We start from the raw sequence: 20466 nt of genomic DNA on the forward strand, positions 1-20466 counted from the left end.
AGTGGCAATTTTGAGTTCTACATTGATCAGTCAACAAGTTTGATCACGCCTGCCAGATGTGGATATCAGATTTACGCTCGATGCCGTTCATTTCGTTACGGCTGTCAACAATACAATCCGACCACTCAACCAGTTGTTGGTAATCAATATCCGAATGATTTGTTGAAATAACGACTGCGTCAAAACTGCTAATCGTTTTTTTATTCCACTGAATGCTTTTTTTACCGGTCCAGTGATCGTACTCCCGCGTCGGTTTTATTTCCGAGATATGGGGATCGTAGTAGGAAACCTCAGCCCCGTATTTTTCAAGCAGATTCATGATTTTAAAGGTGGGTGATTCACGCTGATCATCGACATCCGGTTTATAAGCCAGACCGATCACCAGTACCTTGCTGCCGTTCATCGGCTTTTTGTGAGCATTTAGTGCTTTCAAAGTCTGGTCGATCACATACTGCGGCATTTTTGTATTAATCTCACCGGCCAGCTCGATAAAGCGGGTGTGCTGCTCGTGCTCACGGGCTTTCCACGTCAAGTAAAAGGGATCAATGGGAATACAGTGACCACCAAGACCCGGACCGGGGACAAACTTCATAAAGCCAAAGGGTTTGGTGTCGGCGGCATCAAGCACTTCGTGGACGTTGATGTCCATCTCCTGAAACACCACTTTAAGCTCATTTACCAAGGCTATATTTACAGCCCGAAAAACATTCTCGGTCATCTTTACCGCTTCGGCCGTCTTTGTATCGGAAACCGGAACCGTTTGGACAATAGCCGTATCATACATGGCACAAGCCAGATCAATACCTTCCTGGGTATGTCCGCCCACCACTTTAGGAATACTTCCCGTATCAAAGTTAACATTCCCGGGATCTTCGCGTTCGGGGCTGTACGCCACATAGAAATCTTCTCCAGCCGTCAAGTTGGACTTGGATTCCAATATGGGAATAATCAGCTCTTCAGTGGTGCCGGGATACGTGGTTGACTCCAAAACCACCAGTTGTCCCTTTCGTAAATTCTCTCCAATCGTCATGGCCGTCTTTTCCACATACTGCATATCAGGCTCGCGGTGCTCGTCCAGTGGAGTCGGCACGCACATCAGGATCGCATCAGCTTCAGACAGACGCGAAAAGTTGACTGTAGCATCACACCGATTACTCTCAGATAGTGTTTGCATCATGTTTTCATCCAGATGCTTGATATACGATCGTCCTTCATGAATACAATCGATTTTCTTCTGGTCGATATCGTAACCGATGACAGGTATGCCGGCTTTGTGGAACGTCCACATCAGGGGGAGTCCTACGTATCCTAATCCTACGATGCCAACGGTGTACTCTCTCTCGTCAATCTTTTGTAATAACTCTTGAAACATGTTTTCTCTTTTTGATCTGAATTTTTGGGAAAGATGAATATAGCGGATTCGAATTTTAAGTGAAAAGTTTAACGTAGTCTATAGTTTATTTTCCCCACTTTTTCTATACTTCATCAATAAGGCCTCGTCCAATAATGAACATCTGATAGGATTGCGTAGCATCTGAAAAGCCCCATCTCCAAAACGATTGCGAACAATTTTCGAGAGAATTCCGCGCTTCATTTTATTCTGCTTATAACAATCGGGCATTATTCCCTCGCCCCCACTGCGCCTCGTAATACTAATTTTCTTTGAAGAATGGAAAGAACTGTTCAATCTTGGTAGTTCTCTTTAAAATTTGAGCTTTTAATCCAGTCATCGTTCCCAAATCATTATTCTTCCAAGCCTTATAATCTTCAATAAAGGCCTGGATCCTACTTTTTAAACCGTCATTACTAACTCCTCCCGAACGCATTTGTACCAATACTTCCGGGATGTAGGAAACTGGCACTTCATTTTTGTATAAAAAGCGAAGTATTAGCTCATAGTCAGCAGCAATATCAAATTCTTCATTGTAGAGACCGTACTCCTCATAAAGTTCACTTCGGACAAAAAGCGTTGGGTGGGGAGGCATCCAGCCGTTCTCGAATTTTTTAAGAGCAAATGGACCCGCTTCCCAGTTTCGAAGCAGCTTATCAGCATTACTATCCAAATACTGCAAATCCCCATAGACGGCTGACGTTTCTTCTTTTTTAAAACTGGCAACTACCATTTCAATAACATCATTAGAGATATACTTGTCATCGGCATTAAGGATTCCAATAATATCTCCCGTCGCACGCAATATTCCCTTATTTATTGCATTATAAATTCCCTCATCATTTTCAGAGATCAATTTATCAATTCCAGCACGGTAATTGTGAAGAACTTCGAGCGTTTCATCCTCTGAATTTCCATCAATTATAATGTGCTCTATATTATCATAACTTTGATCTTGAACACTCTGAACACTCTCTATAATGGTAGCCTCACTGTTATAACAAGGAGTAATGATGGATACTTTCATTCAATAATTCTGTTTCTTTTTTCCTTAGCAGGCACACCTTGGTAAATGGTATATGACTCTAAATTGCCGGTAGCCACCGAACCTACCGATAAAATACTATGTGATTTACATTCAACTCCCGGACATACCACAGACTGTGCCCCGATCCATACCCCTTCTTCAATTATTATCGGTTCAGTAATCAAATCAAATGACTGCTTTGTATAATTGTGATTACCAGTTAATAACATCGCACCCTGAGAGATGCATACATTTTTCCCAATATGAACATCTGCAAGGTTATCAATCCATACCTCCTCCCCTATCCAGCTATTATCACCTATATTCAAATTCCAAGGATATTTTATATTAACGTTCGGCTTAATTACCACATTTTTTCCTATTGTGGCGCCAAATAATCGCAGTAATTTTACTTTTAAAATTGATAATACTGAAAAAGAATTTTTTAAAAAAAGCACGTTAATAACATACCAAAGTGATCGAACTATTACTCCTCGACCGGGAGAATACCAATCATTATTAAATTGAGATAGATCCGTCTTGTTTAACTTATTCACATCAATGTCTAAATATTAAAGTTACCTTAAAAAAAGAACTTAAGTTACAGTATGGTAGGTTTCTATTAATTTCTGGCCAACCCTATCTAAAGAAAAAGTTTCTTTAACTGAAACTGGCCCTTCTTCAGCACATCGCTTACGATATGGTTTATCTTCAATAATGTCGATGATGGCATTGGCAATAAGTTTCGGATTACGTTTAACTACTTTGCCTGTATTTGACTCCTTAACAAAATTGCATAATTGTACTTCAGGAGAAATAACTACCGGCAATCCCTCCGCTATAGCTTCAAGAACAGCAATACCAAAATTTTCATGATATGAAGGAAGTGCAAATAACCAAGCCCTTTCAATTAGCTCTCTTTTTTGCATCCCTGTAACAAAACCTTTAAAAGTTACGGAATCAAACAAATCCAACTTAGCAACTAAACTTTTTAAGGATTTCTGGTATTCTTTCTCACCACTACCCGCTACCAATAATTTAGAGGTAGGATATTTCTGAACGACCTGTTCCCAAGCCTGAATTAAATCTTCTAAATTTTTTTTAGGATGTAAACGTGACATAAATAAACAAACTGGTTCGTCAAATTTCTCTGACGCACCTGCATAATTATCATTTTCAAATTTAAAAGGTGGGGGAATTACATACTTCTTTTCAGAAAAATTAATATTCAAACGATCAGCCACCTCATATTCAGCTTCCGTTGTAAAGTGCACAGCCTCAGCTTTACGTAAATTCGGTTTGTCGATTAGTTGATACCAAGGTTGTTTGAACCATTTTCGGCGTGAAAAAGTGTATCGGGAAAGTGTTCCAAAGGGACGGATGATATATGGTATTTGTTTTTTACGGCAAATTGTAGCCGAAAAGCTGCTTACCGGATTGAATAGACCGTGAATATGAATAAGATCATAGTTTCTGCCATTATCTGAAAGCCATTTCCACAGCTCGGGTGAACTCACCCAAGCATGACGGCCATAGGTTTTAAACTGATGAAACTCTACAAAAGGTAACTGTTCGCTTAACCATTTGAAATCTTTACCGGGACACCTCGGAGAAGCCACCTCTAACTGAATATCTGAAACCTTATTTATTGCCTGACTATACCCAATTAAGGATTCGGTGGGTCCACCAAATGATCGGGCAATACTGGGCATTATTTGTAGAATCTTCAATATGCTCTTAGATATGATTGTTCATAAATAAATGTGAATTTAATTTTGTATCTCAAATCTATCACAGAAAATCTAATCTACCCATTACTAATTCTGGCATAACCTAGAAGCAACCACATTATCAGTCCATTTCCACCAATTGAAAGAAGGGCTGCTTCAGCAATATTAAATAGTAACACTCCAATAAAAATAACAAGTGATGGAAATACTATATTTTTTGATAAAATCGGTACAAAAAAACTTGCCATAAAAGTCAAAAAAAGAAGTCCTCCTACTAATCCTGTTTCTTCTAAAATAGCCGAGTAAAGAAATCCTTTTTCAATTGGTGCACCAATTGGTAAACCGAACAAGGGATCTCTCGTTATATAAACCTCACTTGGTAGTGAAGGAACTCCAAAACCAATCCCTAAAATAGGATTTTTGTAAAAATTCCCCATAGATTGAGTTATTAAAAAGCCGCGCGACTTTTCAAAAGCTTGTTCAACTGTAATACTATTTCGTTTAAAAACAAACTCTGATGTTGCGTCGATAATTGAACCACTGTAAATTATCCCAGCTATCATAATCGCTCCAACTATAGGAACTAATACCGCCGCCACTTTGATATTAATCGACTCAATAATTTTTTTATTTTTAAATACGCTAACAAATCCAGAGATAATAACTCCACCACCAAATACCAGAAGAGCAGCTCGTGATTCTGATGCAATAATTGATATACTTCCAACTGCCATTATAAACCAAAACCACAAGCTTTGGTTATCCTTCGAAACTCTATTTGCAAAAAACCAACTTAACAATAGTGCTATAACCGGACCGAAGGCCTGAGGATGATTTAAAATCCCTTGAAATCCAGTCCCATTTCGAGTATATCCCCATTCTAATACTATTAATGGTAAACTAACCAAGAGTAGTGTTTGTAAGAGGGTTGTGAACCATGCCTCCCAATATTTATTATTATCACTCTCGATTTGAAAGCCCATTAATATGGTCATCACTCCTATGCAAAAACTCAAAACTTTAAAAAGCGAAACCAAAGGTAATCGGCTACTAATAAATGCCATTACCATTATACCAATTGTATAAACTATTAACCATACGACTGCTCTTGGGATATTATAGTCCCTTGTAAAAAAGCCAACACGCATAACTGTAAACGCTGAAGCAAACAGAGGTAACCAACGCAAAAAACCTTCAAGACTGCTTAAAGAATAAATGCCTGGATTCAGATATGTTAACAACCACAACAATGTCAAACCCTCCAGACTCCTCCGAACACCCAACAAGCACCAGGCTGCTACCAGTAAATAACAAGCAGTATGAAAAATACCCCCAAAAATTGGAAGTAGAAGTATCACCAAAAACTTAATCGCCGCCATTTGGGAATTATCCAACGTAAGCTTTCCCAGACCGGTATAAACTACAGTAGAACTCATTTAATTTTGCTTAAACTCTTTGATTCCCTCTATCAATGTATCCGCCCACAAATGGGGAGTAAGCTGCTTTGACAATTCAAAACTTCGCTTACTCATTTTTCCATATTCCTTATCTGATAACTGATGCATCGTTTTCATCTTATTCACCAGATGGCTTGTATTGCCCGGTTCTACCAAGTATCCATTATAGCGATCCCGCAACAAAGCCGTAGTAACCCCACAGGCAGAGCTGCATATCAGTGGAAGACCCGTAGCCGCCGCCTCATGCACTACTACTCCCCAAGGTTCTTTTAAACTTGGTAACACAAAGGCACTGGCCTCAGTCATAAGTTCAGGAAGCTCATCCGGCTGCGTAAACCCGCGGTTCTCGATGCCGTTTACCCTGTCCAGTTCTTTTCCCAGAGGACCCTTACCGGCACACACCAGTTTCCAGGGATCCTTTACCTCCTCACAGTACTGCTTGTAAGCATCAATGAGCTGGGGAATACCTTTTCGATCTATATAACGACCCACATAGATAAAGGCTCGCTGTGATTTGTCAACGTTCTTATACTCAGCAAACTTTTCCCAGTCACAAGAGTAGAAACCATCCAAACAATTCTGATCCGTATACCCTAATTTATAGGCCAATTGCCGCTGCCGTTCTCCGGAAACCCACAGCACATCTATTGCAGAGTGTAGATAAAACGGAGCAATCCATTGAGCCGCTTTTTGACGAAACGTATTTTCAAATTGAGTATCAGAACCAGCTATAACAGGTATTCCATTACCTTTTATTCTACGACAAGCTTTCAAATAGTCGCTATCTATCCATCCCGAGGTCAATATAGTATCGGGATCAAATTTTATAAGCCTTTCAAGTATTTGACTATAATCATCATTTTCTTTTATATAATGATGATCAATAAACTGAAATGTTTCTTCATCAAATGGAGCATTGGGAGATTGAGGCCAACTGTAAACCAACAGCTTAACATCATATTTCTCTTTTAATGTTTTTAAACAGGCAGACATATAACCTGATAAACGGGAAGAAAGGAAAGCAATTTTATTAAAATTCATCTCCAACATTTACTTAGAACCTTTTACTTCTTGGTACAGATTTTCGTAGTGCTTATATGCTTTTTCTAAACTAAACCGCTCTTTTGCTTTTTTAATGGCCGTTTTAGAAAACTCTCCATACAACTTTTTTTCTTGCAAAAGCCTTTTTATTGATTCTACGAAACAGTCAATATCATCAGGGGGGCAAGTAAAACCTGTTTTGCCATCAATTACCACTTCCTGTAGTCCTCCGACCTCACTGGCCACAACGGGCACACCACGGGCAGCAGCTTCGGCGGCCGTTATTCCAAACCCTTCCCACTGCGAAGGCATCAATAAGATATCAGCCTCATTAAGTTGTTGCTCTACATCTTGTTGAAACCCCCTGAATTCCGTAACACCATCTAAATTTAAATCCTCTGTTTCATTCACCATTTTGTCGTAGTCTTTCCCATCCCCGACAACGATAAACCGGATATTTTCTCCCTCTCTGTGTAATCTTTCTATCACAGACAATGCGGCCCCCAATCCCTTCTTATCCCAGATAAGACGGGTGAGCATAAAAATTTTGACAGGCGTCTTGTTATCTATCTTTTTTGAGGCACTCGAAAAATTAATATTCACAAAATTATAAACCCGGGGGATTTCATTGGAGTCAAGCCCCTGATAATTCACCAGATCTTTTCTGACTGAATTACTTATAGCCACATTTTTACATGCCGTTTTTTGCGCAAATTTTTTCTCTATATGAGTCATCAATTTTGACTTGAAATCTTCTCTAAACCACCAAGGACTATTGTCATGTTGAGTTTGAAGTATTGGGGGCATTTTATTAGACGACAAACCATACAGTAGAATTTTAGGTATAAATAAATGCTCGTGAATAACGTCGGGACCTATCTCATTAATCTTTTCTTGTAACAGCCTTCTAAGATTTAGGAGAGTAAAAAAATTCTGTGGTTTAAATCTACCTTCATATTCAAGACTGTGATAGTCAAACATATCTTCTTCCAATAGTTCAGGATAATCTAGACTATCAGTTATTGATAGAAAACTTACATCGTGACCCGTTTGAATTGCTTTTTTAGCAAGTCCTACTATAATGTTTTGCGCCCCACCAAATCCAAAACCGGACGTTAAATAGAGAATGTGCATTAACCCGTCCTACTTCCTTTTTTATAGATTTCTAATAAACTGTCCGATTGTTTTTGTGCAATAAAGTTCTCTTTAAAATAGGTATATCCGTTATTACCCATTTTCTTTTTTTGCTCAGTGTTTTGCAATAGCTTTTCCATTTTTGCTCTTAACATATTTCTATTCTTTCGCTCAACCAAATAGCCATTATAACCATCCCTTAACCAGTTATGTATACCTCCAACATCAAAGGCAATTACTGGTTTTCTTGAAGCCATGGCTTCTATACCTACAATACCAAATACTTCATCCCATATTGAGGGAACGACAAGAAATTCACAGTTACCGTAAAGCCACGCCAACTCGCGATCCCCTCTCCAACCAAGAAAGCGAACCTTAGCCATTATTTCCAAACTCGATGCTTTCGTTTTAATCTGCTTGGCATATTGACCATCACCTACAATCACCAACTGTGGTTTAGGAGTATCTAACTCTGAATAAGAATCTAACAAATAGTGTACTCCTTTAGATTTAGACAATCTCCCAACATATAGAATATAGTTCGATTCAATCTCTTCAACTTGTTTTCCCTTGCTCTCAAATTTTCCAGCATTGATACCGTATGCTACTTTATCAAGTTTTTCTTTGGGTATTCCCGCTTTAACTGCCCGATCAATCAGGTACTCAGATGATGTTACAAACTGAATATTCTCATTATCATATAGTCCTTTCTTTCTATATGCATTACGAACTGAGGGTACCAAATGCTTAGGGTGCCGATTGTTACATTTCTTTATATAGGCATTGGGCACACACTTCCAGCACGTAGTGAGATCACAATTCTCCTCGGTTCTGGAGTGAAAAAGGTCATTGCCTGGGCACCACCATCCATAATTATGCAAAAAGACAAAAGAAGGAATACGTCTCAAAAATTCTTCTAGCAGATCCAGGTTTTTTACTTCATGAAATTGAACAACATCAATATCATACTGCTTAGCAATATGCTCTACCTCCGACCTGTCACAACCGCCGGTAGCAGTAACCAAAGGGCTGTAAATATTGGTAATTCCATCAATTTTCTGATCCAGTTTTTCAGAGGTCAAGGTAAAAACATTGTGACCTTCCTTGGCCCAAAAGGGTGCATACTCCCGAATCATACGGGCCACTCCTCCGCCCTTAGTGGAGATATCCTGGTTAACTTGTAAAATATTCATTCGATAATAATTCTTTGAGGTTGCACAATGTAATTCTATTTATGCTTTACACTACTTTCTAAAATTTTTTCCGTCCGGTCCACGACATCATTCCATGTATGATGCTTCTCTATATCACTCCTGATGTTTTTACCAAGCTCTTTTCTTAACACTTGGTCTTTTAGCAGTTCTTCCAATTGTTCATTAAAGGAAGACTGTGACTCTTTATAAAACAGCAGACCATTCCTGCCGTCATCTATAATTTCTGTTATTGAACTACGGTTGGTAGCCAATACTGGTCTACCAGCTGCGCCATAATTAAATAATTTGACCGGAGAATTATAAGAACTGGACCCCGGAATAGTACATATATCCATTGCTTTTATATGTACAGGTACTTGGTTTTGCGGTACAGCACCGGTGAATACAATATTTTCTTTTAAACCGAGCCGATCCACTTCATTAAATACTTTATCTAGTTTACCCCCGCCAACAATTAGTCCCTTTACCGGATACCCACCTTTATTCAACTGCGCAATTCCTTCCACCAAGATATCCAACCTGTGCCAAGGCAAAATATGGCCAATAAAGCCAATAACAACATTATTTTCACTGAATCCAAAACTGTTCCTTAAATCTGTTATCTTTTTGCTAGGCACCTCATAAACATCCATCTCCACCCCGTTATGGAGCACAGAAACTTTGCCTTCATCAATGCCAAGACCTACCATTTTCTTTTTAAATTCACCGGAAACCGCTATAAGATGGTCAGCTGACTTCCACTTTTGAACGTGTCTTCTCTTATACAATTTTTTAAAAGCCAAACCATCAAACATCTGTTCTTCCCAGAAAAACCCATTGCATTCAATGATATAAGGCAAGTCATATTTCTCAGCTAATTTTTGGGATTTAAAGCAGTATACTCCATCACGTTCATAGATGAGATCACATGATTTTAAGCCATTCTCCCAACCGTTAAGCATTCGCATGTTTCTGCGATACTTAAGATAATTCTTAAATGGGCGGACAATCCCCCGGGGTACTATCTTTTTAACACTATTTTTGAAAAGATTTTTAAAAGAAAAACCATTAACCCCGGAATTAGAATTACTTACTCCATCAAAGTTATAATTATGCGAAAATAAATTTACTTTATGGCCTTTATTTCTCAGACCTTCGATAATTTTACTTACATGGACGGATGCTCCGCTTGTACCATTGGGGTTGACGGGTTCTGACAGGATATAACCTATATTCATATATCTATATCAACTTATCGATTTATACCATTTATGATCAACCTTTCTATTTATTAACTCACTGATACCCTCATTTTGCTAATTAAAATAGTCGTCTAAAAATTTTCGGGTTTCTTTATTCATTAAGGGTTTATCCGAAATCACCGGATTCATGATATGATGCAATTTATCAATGGCTCGCCTTAGAAAACCCTTAGTATTATTTTCATTTCTAGGCATCCAAGGTAGATAACTGTAGGATACCCTAGGACCAGTAAACTTATTTCTTAACAGTTGCAACTTGAGACTTTTCCTTGCTGAAGCTTTATTTCTATGAGCATTTAATTTTGATGGATCTATTTCACTCAAATCTGCCCCAATAAATCTCATAACCTTCTTCGTAACTTCTCTTATATCAGACACAAAATCTTCAAACAAGATAAACTTAACCTGTTCTCTAGGAATATTGTCCAGTAATCTTTTTATCTGAGCTTTATAAAGACTTCTCTGAATAATCGTATTTTCTCCAAACTGCAGTTCCTCTTCAAAATTTTTTGTAGTTCTACCAGATTTCACTAAATGAAAATAATGTGAGTAACTTCTACTTGCAGGATCTCTTAGCATAATTATGATTTTTGTATCCGGTATTATTTTTGAAATCCTTTTAGCAGCATTTTTTGATGCAATATACGTCGTAGAATCCTCCCCTATTATTTCGTAATCCTTCCCATCTTCAAAAAATGAGCTATACCAGTTGGAGGTATTCTACTTTATTCTTCATGAAATTGGGATAATACCATTTCCCATTTTTGTACATTATGAAATCTTTATGTTGATCAAATTCATCTAAATCAAAAAAATTAATCTCTTCATCTGGAATAAAAATTTGAGGATGTTTAGACAGAATATAATGTAAAGAAGTGGTCCCACATTTCATTGCACCTGCAATAATAAAATCAGGAATAACCATTTATCAGTTTATTACCCCTTTAAGTACGTTAATATTCTTAACTATCTGCTTTTTCATGTCAAACTCACTCTCCATGTGCTGCCTTGCATTCTTCCCAAGTATTTTACGAAGTTTCTCATCCTTAGCAAGCCTTGCCATCTCATTTCCCATCCTTTCAAAGTCACCTTCTTCAACTAATAAACCTGTATCTCCATCTTTAACAACATCCGGAAATCCATTGTGATTAGTTGTAATCACCGGTATACCGCTTGCAGAAGCTTCGGCTAATGTTACTCCCATTCCTTCTTGATCACCATTTGGAGCCGTTACAGAATGTTGTACATAAATGTCTGTTTTCACCAGATATTCAGGAATTTGCGCGTGTGGTATATACCCCTCAAAATCTACAAATTCTTCTAAATGATTATCCCTTACAAATTTTTGGGAATCAGACATAAGCCGGCCATCTCCTACCATAATAAGCTTGCATCTGATATTTTCAATCATGTCTAAACAGCATTGAAATGATTTTAGCAAAAGAACGGGTGATTTCTTCTCCACAAATCGACCGATAAAACAAAAAGTCACCTCCCCTTCAGATTCATAGCTTTTCTTAACGTTGAAATCTTTAACACGAATACCATTATGAACTAAATGAACCTTATCCTTATGGGCCCCTAACCATTTTACTTTATTACAAATATGATTGGATACCCCTACAAATGCTGAGAAATCGGGAAAATGTTTTTCATATTGCTTTACCCAACCCTCATGTTGTATTAGTCTGGATACATCGTAACCATGGAATGTGACCACCAGGGGTATATCCAACTCATCAGCTATTGGAGATATAAGAACACCATTTGGACCAAACTGGGCGTGTATAACATCTGGAGCTATCTCCTGAACTTTTTGTTTTAATTTTCTTCGTATTTGAGGCCAAGATGCTGTTATCGGTGTTTCTTCAGTATAATCCCAAATTCGCCTGAGAACCCGTTCAATATTCCATTTCCCGGGTTTTTGAACGATATGGACATTATCAAAAGGCCTTTCTTCCTCATTTTTTCGTTCAAACGTCAAGACATGATTTTCAAAACCCTTGTTTTGTAATTCCGTAACGTAATCATAGATAAATGTTTCAGGTCGTGTAGAAAATTTTTCGCAGAAATGTAAAATTCTCATAAATAGATTTATATGAAATAAACTTAAAAGATACCGAGATATTTTTTACCCTTTTCACCGTACCTTCTAAGCTTTAAATACAATGTTTTAATTCTAAGAGAAATTGAAGGTTTGTAGGCATAATGATAAAGCGGAGTATGGCCAAAACTTATTAATGGTTTATAATTATACGAACTTAAGAAACTAGTAATCTCTTTAAATTTTTTTTGATTTTGAGCCTCTATAAATAAATGGGGGTGATATGCTTTAATGGTTTGGACACTACCTTTTAAGGCATTAAGCTCCATACCTTCAATATCCAATTTCATATAACTGACCTTATAGTTATCCTGCTGTATGATTCTGGCAACAATCTCATCCACAGTAGTAATTTCTATACTCTTCTCACTATCTGTACCAGCGGAAACCAATTTAGAAGCACCCAAATTATTCCTATCGATAATATTGATATATCCTTTCCCCTTTTCCTTATCTACTGCTTTATTAATCAAAGAAAAATTATTCGGGAGATTATTCTGAAGATTACGTTGAAGATATCCAATGACTTCATGATTGGGCTCGATTGCTACTACATAATCACATATATAAGTACCAAAATATATTGCATGGTTACCAATATTAGCACCTACATCAATTATTAAAGATTTTGTGCTCCCTTCATCGAACTTATCTCTAATACTAAACAAGTACTCCAAGAATGTTAATTCATAAAAAGATCCATCCTCTTTAATATTTTTGTAGATGTAATCATTACTGTGTGATTCTATATAAAATCTATTCTCTCTATAATTAAATTCAACTCCCATTTCCACTTATTTTGGTTTAATTCAAAGGCTTCTATATTGTTCATACCCTAACCATTTCATTTGATCAGCACAAATATTTTGGATTTTATTTAAATCCTCATGTTTAAATAGACTCTTAACATCTATATTTCGATTTTTGCCTCTTGGTTGAAAAGTATTATTTACCAAGTTTTCAATGTCGTATTGCTGATTTATACCCATTTTAGCACATAAGTTTTCGATCTCCTTTTGTTTATTACCACAAAAATCTTCATACTTAAGTATGAGTGCTTTACTTTTTAGTTGCTGATAATTACTGATAGCGATATTCCAGCGCATTGACAAATTATAAATAAAATCTGTAGGCTTGGGATCATGCCACTGCTTTAAATTACTTCCATCTAAAACACTTCTCCAAAAGTTATTAATAGTATCGTTACTATAAGGTTTTACCTTTACCTGCATAACGTCTGATGGTAAGTTATTGGGATCAATTTCAACTCTATCTAAAATACTCCTTATATTATCAACGGGATGTCGTACTACGAATATGTATTTGGAATTGGGATATATATTAATTAGCTGATGAGTTAGAAATATTAACTGCGGTTCTTTTATTAAATCATTATTAAAGTATTGTGGATAATTTTTTATATGCCTATAAAGAGTCTCTTCACCTTCCATTAAAAGATTTACCTCATTTGCAATGCTGGGTATATCGATTTTCTTCGAAAATCCAGCACACTTAGCAATTAAGCTGGCAATTACCGATGTACCTGATTTTTGATTACCTATTACAATTACTTTAGGTTGAGGAAATTTTAGAAAATGTTGATTATACTTTTTTTCAATATAATTTTTAAATAAGCTGTGTTCAAGTAACTAATGCAACACTGCGGTATTTTAGCGTTTGTTGAATGGGATTAAGATAGTCAAATTTCCGTACCGGTCGAAAGTTCAGATATTGCTCCACGGTTTTGATGCGCTCCTCGGAAACCGTTCGAAGATCCATACCCTTGGGAAAGAATCGGCGAATCACGCCAATACGGTTTTCCACGGTTCCTTTATCTTGCGAGGTGTACGGGCGGGTAAAGTAGGTGTCTGCCTGTAGCTGTGCAGCTATCTGCTGGTGTTTGGCAAACGCTTTGTCGTTGTCAAAGGTTAGGGTTTTGATGAACCCTGAAGGAATATCGCTGAGTTGCCGAACAATGTGGGAGGCCATCGGATCGGCCTTTCGGGAGGTGACTTTCTGGAGCTTGGTAAGCAACGTCGTGCGATCAGTCAGCACCAGCAGGGCGGACTTGTGGGCTTTGCCCATCATCAGGTCGACTTCGATATCTCCCAGGCGGGTCCGTTGGTCGACCACTTCCGGACGGTTAGTAATTGAGGTACGCCCTTTGATTCTACCCCTGCTATCTTGGTAGTTGCCCCGCTTGCGCTTCCGGCAACCGTGTTTGAGATGTTTGTAGAGGTTCTTATCGGTTGGATCGGTCGTGCGTTTGGCTGCCCAGATCCACCGGTAGATCGTCTCATGGGAAACCCCATCGATACCTAAGATCTTCCAGCGACCACTGATCAGCTCCGGAGAGAGCTTCTCTTCGGTCAGCCACTGGCGGGCCTGGGCTTTAAGTTGGTCGGTAAAACGACGGTGTTTGGGTTTATTCCGGTGGCGTTGGGAAGTCTGCTGCTGGGCTATCTCTGGGCAGTATTGGTTGCCTGTGGAATCGCCATTGTCTACATTACGTCTAAGTTCCCGACTGATTGTAGAGCGATGTACACCGATAGTTCGGGCAATTTCACTCTGATTATGGCCTGCTTTAAGCAAAGCCTTGATCTGATGACGATTTTCTAGGCTGAGTTGGGTGTATTTTTGCATGACAACATGAATATAACCCGCTTGGTTGAAGACCTCAGGGATTTTTCCCTGGGGTCTTACTTCATGTTGCACTTACTACTTGAACTCAGATAATACATAAATTTGACTTGATCTTCGTCTAATTCCATTGTAAAAATAACTATACATAACTCATCTACTTTCAAACGGTCAACTTTCAGGGAATCTTACATTACCAGAACATCCCGCCTCAATGCTGAAAAATGAGTTCTGGCTCATGCTGAAGAAGAATGTTTTCTTTATTTAAGACATAATAAATGTCTTTAAAACGTGACCTAATAAAAGAGGTCATAGTATCTACAAAATGTAATTTAATCAGACAATTCTAGAATAAATTCTTTCCACTTTTTTAATGCCTCATCATCAGTCCATGCAAAAGTATCTCTAAAATTATCAACGCACTGATTACGTCCAGGTTCATTCCACCATGTCTCTGGATCCTCAAATATTTCATTTACTGTTTGCGCTGCAGATTCGGGGGTTCTATGAAATATATCGTATTCTTCCAATTTCTTATAATAGGGCTTGGCAATGTCCCTAATATCTTCGTAGTCAATGTCTGCAAATAAAATAACTGGTTTGTTTAACCCAATAAGTTCGAGAAAACTTGTAGAACCAAATTGATCAAAAACCACTAATCTTGCATTTCTAGCTTTTTCTGTTAGCGATAAACTCCAATCATCTAGACTAAGCTTCTTCAAATTTTCAGTAGGCTTCCCAGACAAATCCAAATAATGATACAATACCTTTTTTAGATCATCATATTTTATATCTACTGGCTTAAATCTTATTTCAATATTTTGAATAACTTTTTCGCTTATAGAACCGGCAAAAGTATTATTCCATTCTATAAAATTTTGTCTTTCCCCAAATATTTGTTGCCGGGTAATATTCAACCTGTAACGTCTAGTATTATAGTGTTCTACTGAGTTAGTTATCCATACTACACCACCTCTTTTTTTTGCAGTATATTCATTTTTTCCTATAAGTTTACTTGCTGGTAGTGGGAGGTCTTTATCATGCTCTTTCCAACCCCACGTAACTAAAAAATCAGAAACCGACCGCTCAAATTTTTCCTGATTAAAATCTACTTCACCATATCCTCCCCCATGTTGTATGGCAACCAATTTACTATTTCTTTCAACACACTCAGCTTGCCATAAACGCACTAATGGGTCCGAAGATCTTCCAGTTAAGATAGCAGTAGGATTTTTATTCAGATCCACATTATCCTCTAATATTCCCCTCGTTAAATCGAATCCTTCTATATAAATTTTAGGAATATTTATTGAGATGGCTTCAATTATTTTATTCTGAAAATCATCTTCAGTTCTTATTTCTTTTAATTTTTCACGTTTACCATCATCTAAAGTTATTTTTTTTAAACTGGGTAAGTCACCTACTTTATAAGCCCCCCAAACCCTTAATCCTGTTAACAGAGTTAGCTTCCATCTATTTATACTTGATATACCTCCAGTTCTTAGTGCAAATTCTGACTCAAACCCTTTATCCCTATAATTAAATACTGAATTTAAAGTATTCTTAAGTAACGCTAAGTAACCTGAACTTTTTGAATAATCATCTGCTTGTTCCCGACTAAAAAAATCATCCGCCTGATTAAGTTTTACAGATAGTTCAGATTCATAATACTCATTATCAACAATGAGTTGACTAAACAATTGTAAATTAAATGTATGATTGTATAACATAAGATAAAACAAATCAACATCAGGAGTACCAAAACTATCATTTGCTATCAAAGAAAATTGTACATTCGAATATTTATCCAGAATACTGTCAATATATATCTTCCTCTCTATTAATAGCTCAATCTGTCCATATACAAATTGACCTAATAATATCTCCCAGAATCTCATACTTTTATTAAGGCCATGAATTTCATTCAATTTTTCAGCAACTATACGAATTATTCTTTCATAGAGAACTTGTGATTTTTGAGATGCCCATTTAAAATCGTCGTGATCTAAATTGGTTAATGTATAATCAATTTCATATTCATAATTCTCCTGGTTGCCATTTAGACACCATGGAGCTATAACAATATTTTTTTTATTTTTTTTCCAAGATAATTTTAAACCCGTTAGGACTATATTATTTTCTCTCATTTAAGATTGCAACTAATTTCGTAATGCATGTTTACTTAGAATCAATATTTCTGCTGATTATGATATTATAATAAATACTACAAGCTATTTTCCAATCTAATTCACTATCAATATCTATAGAACTCACTTCATCCATTACATACTTCTTAACTCTTCTAAACTCGGACACTTCTTCATTTTTTAATGAGTTTACGTTAATGATATAAATAGCACCATTCAGCTCCCAGACCTTGGGACAATCCTGTCGACGTTTAAAGCTACCTTCTTTAGATTTTTTTAAAAATCCCTCTTCATTTTCTTCAAATAAAACAAAATAGGGATTCGCATCAGTTTCTTTTACGGAAACGACCCTGTCTAAACCAAAATGATATTTTTCTAATGCCTCGTTTATGTGTTGCGCTGTTCGAAATGGCGAAGTTGGTTGTAATAAAATAATGGTATCAGCTTTATAGTCCATTTCTTCTTTGTAAAACTTAAGAGCATGGAGCAAAACGCCACGGGTTCCTGCAGTATCCGTGGCAAATTTTTCGGGGCGTAAGAAAGGGACCTCCAAACCTGTTTGTTCAACAACTTCTTTTATCTCCTTATCATCAGTAGAAACACAAATTACATCATCATCAAAAACTTCTCTTGCTGCTTCTATGGTGTAATAAATAAGCGGTTTGCCACCAAGCTCTTTGATATTTTTTCGAGGCACTCCTTTTGATCCACCTCGAGCGGGAATAACTACTAACGGTTTCATGAAACATTCATTCTTTTAATATCCTTTTGAGCTTTCTTAAAATCCTCATGCTTACCCACATCAAGCCAGTAACCAGTATGCGGGTAGGAAAAAACTTTTTTGCCATCTTCGATTAATTTCTCCATTAAATCTGTTGTATCATAAAATTCTCCTTTAGGGATATAATCAACGATTTCTCGTTTCATCAAGTAGATCCCACCATTGGAATAATAAGTATATGTCGGCTTCTCTTTAAAATTCATAACGTGTCCATTTGATGTTTCCAATACGGCATAAGGTACATCCACTTTATATGGTATGGTAACAACTCCAAAATCAGCATTCTGGCTTAAAAACTCCAAAAAGAAATCTTCATAATTAAGGTTTGTAAGGATATCAGAATTGGTCAAAAGAACATAATCATGGCGAAAATTATCAATATTAGACAATGCGCCCGCTGTTCCCAATGGGTTGTCCTCCCACACGTATTCTATCTGAAAATTCTGGGAATTTCCATTTCCAAAGTATTCCTCAATCTGTTCCCCCAAATAGTTTACTGAAATCCAAAAATCATCTATTCCAAATTCACACAAACGTTGTATGTTATGTTCCAATATCGGCTTATCCCCCACTTCTAATAATGGCTTGGGGGTGTCTTCAGTTAACGGACGAAGACGAGTTCCTTTTCCCCCGGCCATAATTACCACATCAACGGGCAAATAAGACTTCAGATAATTGAAGTTGAGTACATTAATCACCCGATCATTCTCATCTAAAATAGGCAGTATCTGAAAATTGTTTTCTCGGTATTTTATGATCTTTTCGATATCATAGTCACTCTTTCGAATAAATTTCGGATCTGGCTGAATGATATCATCAACAGGCTGATCTGTTTGTACGTCGTTAATCAGTCCCCGACGCACGTCACCATCTGTTAAAGATCCTAACAACTTATCATCTTCATCAACAATAAAAGTAATAGCATCTTTAGCCAGTTTATCTAAAACTTTTAATGCTTCCTTAATAGGAGTTCCTGTTTGAATAAGATGTTCTTTATAATGTCTCAAAACGATAAGATTTTATTATTTGAAATGCTTCTGCGTACTCCACACCAGCAGTGGCCCCACGGTGAGTGGCTAACGCCTTTATATTTCGTTCAGAACGTGGAAATGGATGATCCCCCATTTCAGACTCAAAAATATTCATGATTTCTATCTTCTCTTCAAGCTCGGCACTGATATCTACATAACAGTTTGGCTGAAATCTTTTTTCAGGCAACGCCGGGGCAAACTCCGTCTCCGATATGCATTCATACATTAAAACTTCCCTAATAAAAGGATAGCGAAAAGATTTTGTACAGGCCATGACCGCATCAAATATAATGCGGTGATCAGAATGGGCATCTGATCTGTTCATTGTATAGATAACTTCCGGTTTATACTCCTTAACAACTTTTGAAATATCTGAAATTAGTTCCCCTAAGTCCTGTGAACTCAAACTCATTGTCGGATAATCAAGCTTGACCGTATCCTCAAAATTAAAACGCTCGGCTACCTGCTCAATTTCTTCTTGCCTTTCAGATATTCGCTGTTTGCTAAAACCCTGATGTTCAAAAATATTGGTTACAATTAACCAAATAATATCATCTCCCTGTTTCGAATGGCGTAATATTGTGCCTCCTGCCCCAAGGGTCTCATCATCAGGATGGGCAGATACAATTAATACTGTTTTACTCATAATAAATACTCACCTTTCTTAGGTGTTTCATCTAACCCATGCTCTGTAATCCATATAGCCTTATCACCCGTTTTAACTAATATCTTCCTATTATTAACATCAAGTACTTTACCCGGCTCAATATTTCGGGGTGCCTGCTTCTCTATTTTAGTATCCCAAACCTTAATTTCATCATCCTGATATTCAAAATGGGCTCCTACATAAGGTTCGCTTAGTGCTCGCACCAAATTGTAAATATTCTCCGAAGACATTCTAAAATCAACCTTCCCGTCTTCCTTTCCTCTTTTCCGCCATCTATTGCCAGTACTTGTATCCTGGGGAATCCTTTGGATATCTCCCGTTTCAAATTGTTTAACTATTTCTTCAAGTTGTCCTGCCGCAGTTTCTATCATTCTTTCATAAACATCAATTGCTTTATCTTCAAAATGGATTGGGAAGGACTTTTGAGAAATAATGTCTCCGGTATCCGCTCCTTTATCCATAATAAAAAAAGTAGAAGCTGTCTCGGTTAATCCTAATACTATAGCCCATATTAATGGATGGCGACCACGATTATAGGGTAATTTGGCGGGATGAAACCCTACAACACCTTTAGGAGAAACATGTAATACCTTCTCTTTTAATAATTGTGACCATCCCAGACAAAAAATTACCTCTGGTCGTTTTTTTTCAATCCAGTCAACTGTTTCCTTTGAGTTTACATCATTAGTATAGTGATTAGGAATATTATGTACTCCTGCTAATTCCGAAAGATCGACAAAATCAGCATTAAAAGCGGAACGTTCTTTCGTAACTACTCCAACTAAGTCTACATCAAGACTTGTTAATTTCTTTAATGCTTTTTCAGAAAATTCAACACAACCAATAAAAAGTACTCGCATAT

20 protein-coding genes are annotated in these 20466 nt (G+C 37.1%); all 20 read right to left on the reverse strand.

Annotation, left to right across the window (positions count from 1 at the left end):
• Positions 1 to 43 precede the first annotated feature (43 nt).
• Positions 44 to 1372 (reverse strand): nucleotide sugar dehydrogenase, encoded by a 1329-nt coding sequence (locus ACQ4LT_RS13720; protein ID WP_445666629.1) that lies wholly within the window; start codon positions 1370 to 1372, stop codon positions 44 to 46.
• A 280-nt stretch (positions 1373 to 1652) separates the two neighbouring features.
• On the reverse strand, positions 1653 to 2417 hold the full coding sequence (locus ACQ4LT_RS13725) for a glycosyltransferase family 2 protein (RefSeq protein WP_445666630.1): 765 nt from the start codon (positions 2415 to 2417) through the stop codon (positions 1653 to 1655).
• Entirely contained in the window at positions 2414 to 2974 is a 561-nt protein-coding gene (locus tag ACQ4LT_RS13730) for a WcaF family extracellular polysaccharide biosynthesis acetyltransferase (RefSeq protein ID WP_445666631.1), read from the reverse strand. The genes ACQ4LT_RS13725 and ACQ4LT_RS13730 overlap by 4 nt, the downstream gene beginning before the upstream one ends.
• A gap of 39 nt (positions 2975 to 3013) precedes the next feature.
• The gene (locus ACQ4LT_RS13735; RefSeq protein WP_445666632.1) at positions 3014 to 4147 is read right to left on the reverse strand and encodes a glycosyltransferase; all 1134 of its coding nucleotides are present in this window, start codon (positions 4145 to 4147) and stop codon (positions 3014 to 3016) included.
• 77 nt (positions 4148 to 4224) lie between these two features.
• Positions 4225 to 5583: an O-antigen ligase family protein gene (locus tag ACQ4LT_RS13740; RefSeq protein WP_445666633.1), complete on the reverse strand. Its 1359-nt coding sequence runs from the start codon at positions 5581 to 5583 to the stop codon at positions 4225 to 4227.
• Positions 5584 to 6645, reverse strand: coding sequence for a glycosyltransferase family 4 protein (locus ACQ4LT_RS13745; protein ID WP_445666634.1), 1062 nt, complete (start codon positions 6643 to 6645; stop codon positions 5584 to 5586).
• Positions 6646 to 6654: 9 nt separating this feature from the next.
• Positions 6655 to 7779, reverse strand: a complete 1125-nt coding sequence (locus tag ACQ4LT_RS13750; protein WP_445666635.1) for a glycosyltransferase family 4 protein — start codon at positions 7777 to 7779, stop codon at positions 6655 to 6657.
• Positions 7779 to 8972, reverse strand: coding sequence for a glycosyltransferase family 4 protein (locus tag ACQ4LT_RS13755; RefSeq protein ID WP_445666636.1), 1194 nt, complete (start codon positions 8970 to 8972; stop codon positions 7779 to 7781). The genes ACQ4LT_RS13750 and ACQ4LT_RS13755 overlap by 1 nt, the downstream gene beginning before the upstream one ends.
• 35 nt (positions 8973 to 9007) lie before the next feature.
• Positions 9008 to 10210, reverse strand: a complete 1203-nt coding sequence (locus ACQ4LT_RS13760; protein ID WP_445666637.1) for a glycosyltransferase family 4 protein — start codon at positions 10208 to 10210, stop codon at positions 9008 to 9010.
• 78 nt (positions 10211 to 10288) lie between these two features.
• A complete protein-coding gene (locus ACQ4LT_RS13765) occupies positions 10289 to 10903 on the reverse strand; it encodes a sulfotransferase family protein (RefSeq protein ID WP_445666656.1) in 615 nt (204 codons plus the stop codon).
• Positions 10904 to 10934: 31 nt separating this feature from the next.
• Positions 10935 to 11159, reverse strand: a complete 225-nt coding sequence (locus ACQ4LT_RS13770; RefSeq protein WP_445666638.1) for a sulfotransferase — start codon at positions 11157 to 11159, stop codon at positions 10935 to 10937.
• 3 nt (positions 11160 to 11162) lie between these two features.
• Positions 11163 to 12320 carry a glycosyltransferase family 4 protein gene (locus ACQ4LT_RS13775; protein WP_445666639.1) on the reverse strand — a complete coding sequence of 386 codons (1158 nt, stop codon included), beginning with the start codon at positions 12318 to 12320 and terminating at the stop codon, positions 11163 to 11165.
• A 23-nt stretch (positions 12321 to 12343) separates the two neighbouring features.
• Positions 12344 to 13126, reverse strand: coding sequence for an FkbM family methyltransferase (locus tag ACQ4LT_RS13780; protein WP_445666640.1), 783 nt, complete (start codon positions 13124 to 13126; stop codon positions 12344 to 12346).
• 21 nt (positions 13127 to 13147) lie between these two features.
• The gene (locus ACQ4LT_RS13785; RefSeq protein WP_445666657.1) at positions 13148 to 13957 is read right to left on the reverse strand and encodes a sulfotransferase; all 810 of its coding nucleotides are present in this window, start codon (positions 13955 to 13957) and stop codon (positions 13148 to 13150) included.
• A gap of 22 nt (positions 13958 to 13979) precedes the next feature.
• Positions 13980 to 14981: an IS30 family transposase gene (locus tag ACQ4LT_RS13790; protein WP_445666641.1), complete on the reverse strand. Its 1002-nt coding sequence runs from the start codon at positions 14979 to 14981 to the stop codon at positions 13980 to 13982.
• Positions 14982 to 15310: 329 nt separating this feature from the next.
• A complete protein-coding gene (locus ACQ4LT_RS13795) occupies positions 15311 to 17125 on the reverse strand; it encodes an LIC12162 family transferase (RefSeq protein ID WP_445666642.1) in 1815 nt (604 codons plus the stop codon).
• A gap of 31 nt (positions 17126 to 17156) precedes the next feature.
• Complete coding sequence (locus ACQ4LT_RS13800; RefSeq protein ID WP_445666643.1) at positions 17157 to 17867, reverse strand: acylneuraminate cytidylyltransferase family protein; 711 nt, start codon at positions 17865 to 17867, stop codon at positions 17157 to 17159.
• Positions 17864 to 18913, reverse strand: coding sequence for a nucleotidyltransferase family protein (locus ACQ4LT_RS13805; RefSeq protein WP_445666644.1), 1050 nt, complete (start codon positions 18911 to 18913; stop codon positions 17864 to 17866). The genes ACQ4LT_RS13800 and ACQ4LT_RS13805 overlap by 4 nt, the downstream gene beginning before the upstream one ends.
• The gene (locus ACQ4LT_RS13810) at positions 18900 to 19583 is read right to left on the reverse strand and encodes a PIG-L deacetylase family protein (RefSeq protein ID WP_445666645.1); all 684 of its coding nucleotides are present in this window, start codon (positions 19581 to 19583) and stop codon (positions 18900 to 18902) included. The genes ACQ4LT_RS13805 and ACQ4LT_RS13810 overlap by 14 nt, the downstream gene beginning before the upstream one ends.
• Positions 19580 to 20464, reverse strand: coding sequence for a methionyl-tRNA formyltransferase (locus ACQ4LT_RS13815; protein WP_445666646.1), 885 nt, complete (start codon positions 20462 to 20464; stop codon positions 19580 to 19582). The genes ACQ4LT_RS13810 and ACQ4LT_RS13815 overlap by 4 nt, the downstream gene beginning before the upstream one ends.
• Positions 20465 to 20466 lie beyond the last annotated feature (2 nt).

It is taken from the genome of Fodinibius sp. AD559, from assembly GCF_052712805.1.

Coding starts and splice junctions, on each gene's coding strand:
- ACQ4LT_RS13755 (WP_445666636.1), bottom strand. CDS start 8,972: ATGAATATTTTACAAGTTAACCAGGATATCTCCACTAAGGGCGGAGGA.
- ACQ4LT_RS13790 (WP_445666641.1), bottom strand. CDS start 14,981: ATGCAAAAATACACCCAACTCAGCCTAGAAAATCGTCATCAGATCAAG.
- ACQ4LT_RS13725 (WP_445666630.1), bottom strand. CDS start 2,417: ATGAAAGTATCCATCATTACTCCTTGTTATAACAGTGAGGCTACCATT.
- ACQ4LT_RS13740 (WP_445666633.1), bottom strand. CDS start 5,583: ATGAGTTCTACTGTAGTTTATACCGGTCTGGGAAAGCTTACGTTGGAT.
- ACQ4LT_RS13745 (WP_445666634.1), bottom strand. CDS start 6,645: ATGAATTTTAATAAAATTGCTTTCCTTTCTTCCCGTTTATCAGGTTAT.
- ACQ4LT_RS13770 (WP_445666638.1), bottom strand. CDS start 11,159: ATGGTTATTCCTGATTTTATTATTGCAGGTGCAATGAAATGTGGGACC.
- ACQ4LT_RS13800 (WP_445666643.1), bottom strand. CDS start 17,867: ATGAAACCGTTAGTAGTTATTCCCGCTCGAGGTGGATCAAAAGGAGTG.
- ACQ4LT_RS13760 (WP_445666637.1), bottom strand. CDS start 10,210: ATGAATATAGGTTATATCCTGTCAGAACCCGTCAACCCCAATGGTACA.
- ACQ4LT_RS13750 (WP_445666635.1), bottom strand. CDS start 7,779: ATGCACATTCTCTATTTAACGTCCGGTTTTGGATTTGGTGGGGCGCAA.
- ACQ4LT_RS13775 (WP_445666639.1), bottom strand. CDS start 12,320: ATGAGAATTTTACATTTCTGCGAAAAATTTTCTACACGACCTGAAACA.
- ACQ4LT_RS13810 (WP_445666645.1), bottom strand. CDS start 19,583: ATGAGTAAAACAGTATTAATTGTATCTGCCCATCCTGATGATGAGACC.
- ACQ4LT_RS13720 (WP_445666629.1), bottom strand. CDS start 1,372: ATGTTTCAAGAGTTATTACAAAAGATTGACGAGAGAGAGTACACCGTT.
- ACQ4LT_RS13795 (WP_445666642.1), bottom strand. CDS start 17,125: ATGAGAGAAAATAATATAGTCCTAACGGGTTTAAAATTATCTTGGAAA.
- ACQ4LT_RS13780 (WP_445666640.1), bottom strand. CDS start 13,126: ATGGGAGTTGAATTTAATTATAGAGAGAATAGATTTTATATAGAATCA.
- ACQ4LT_RS13815 (WP_445666646.1), bottom strand. CDS start 20,464: ATGCGAGTACTTTTTATTGGTTGTGTTGAATTTTCTGAAAAAGCATTA.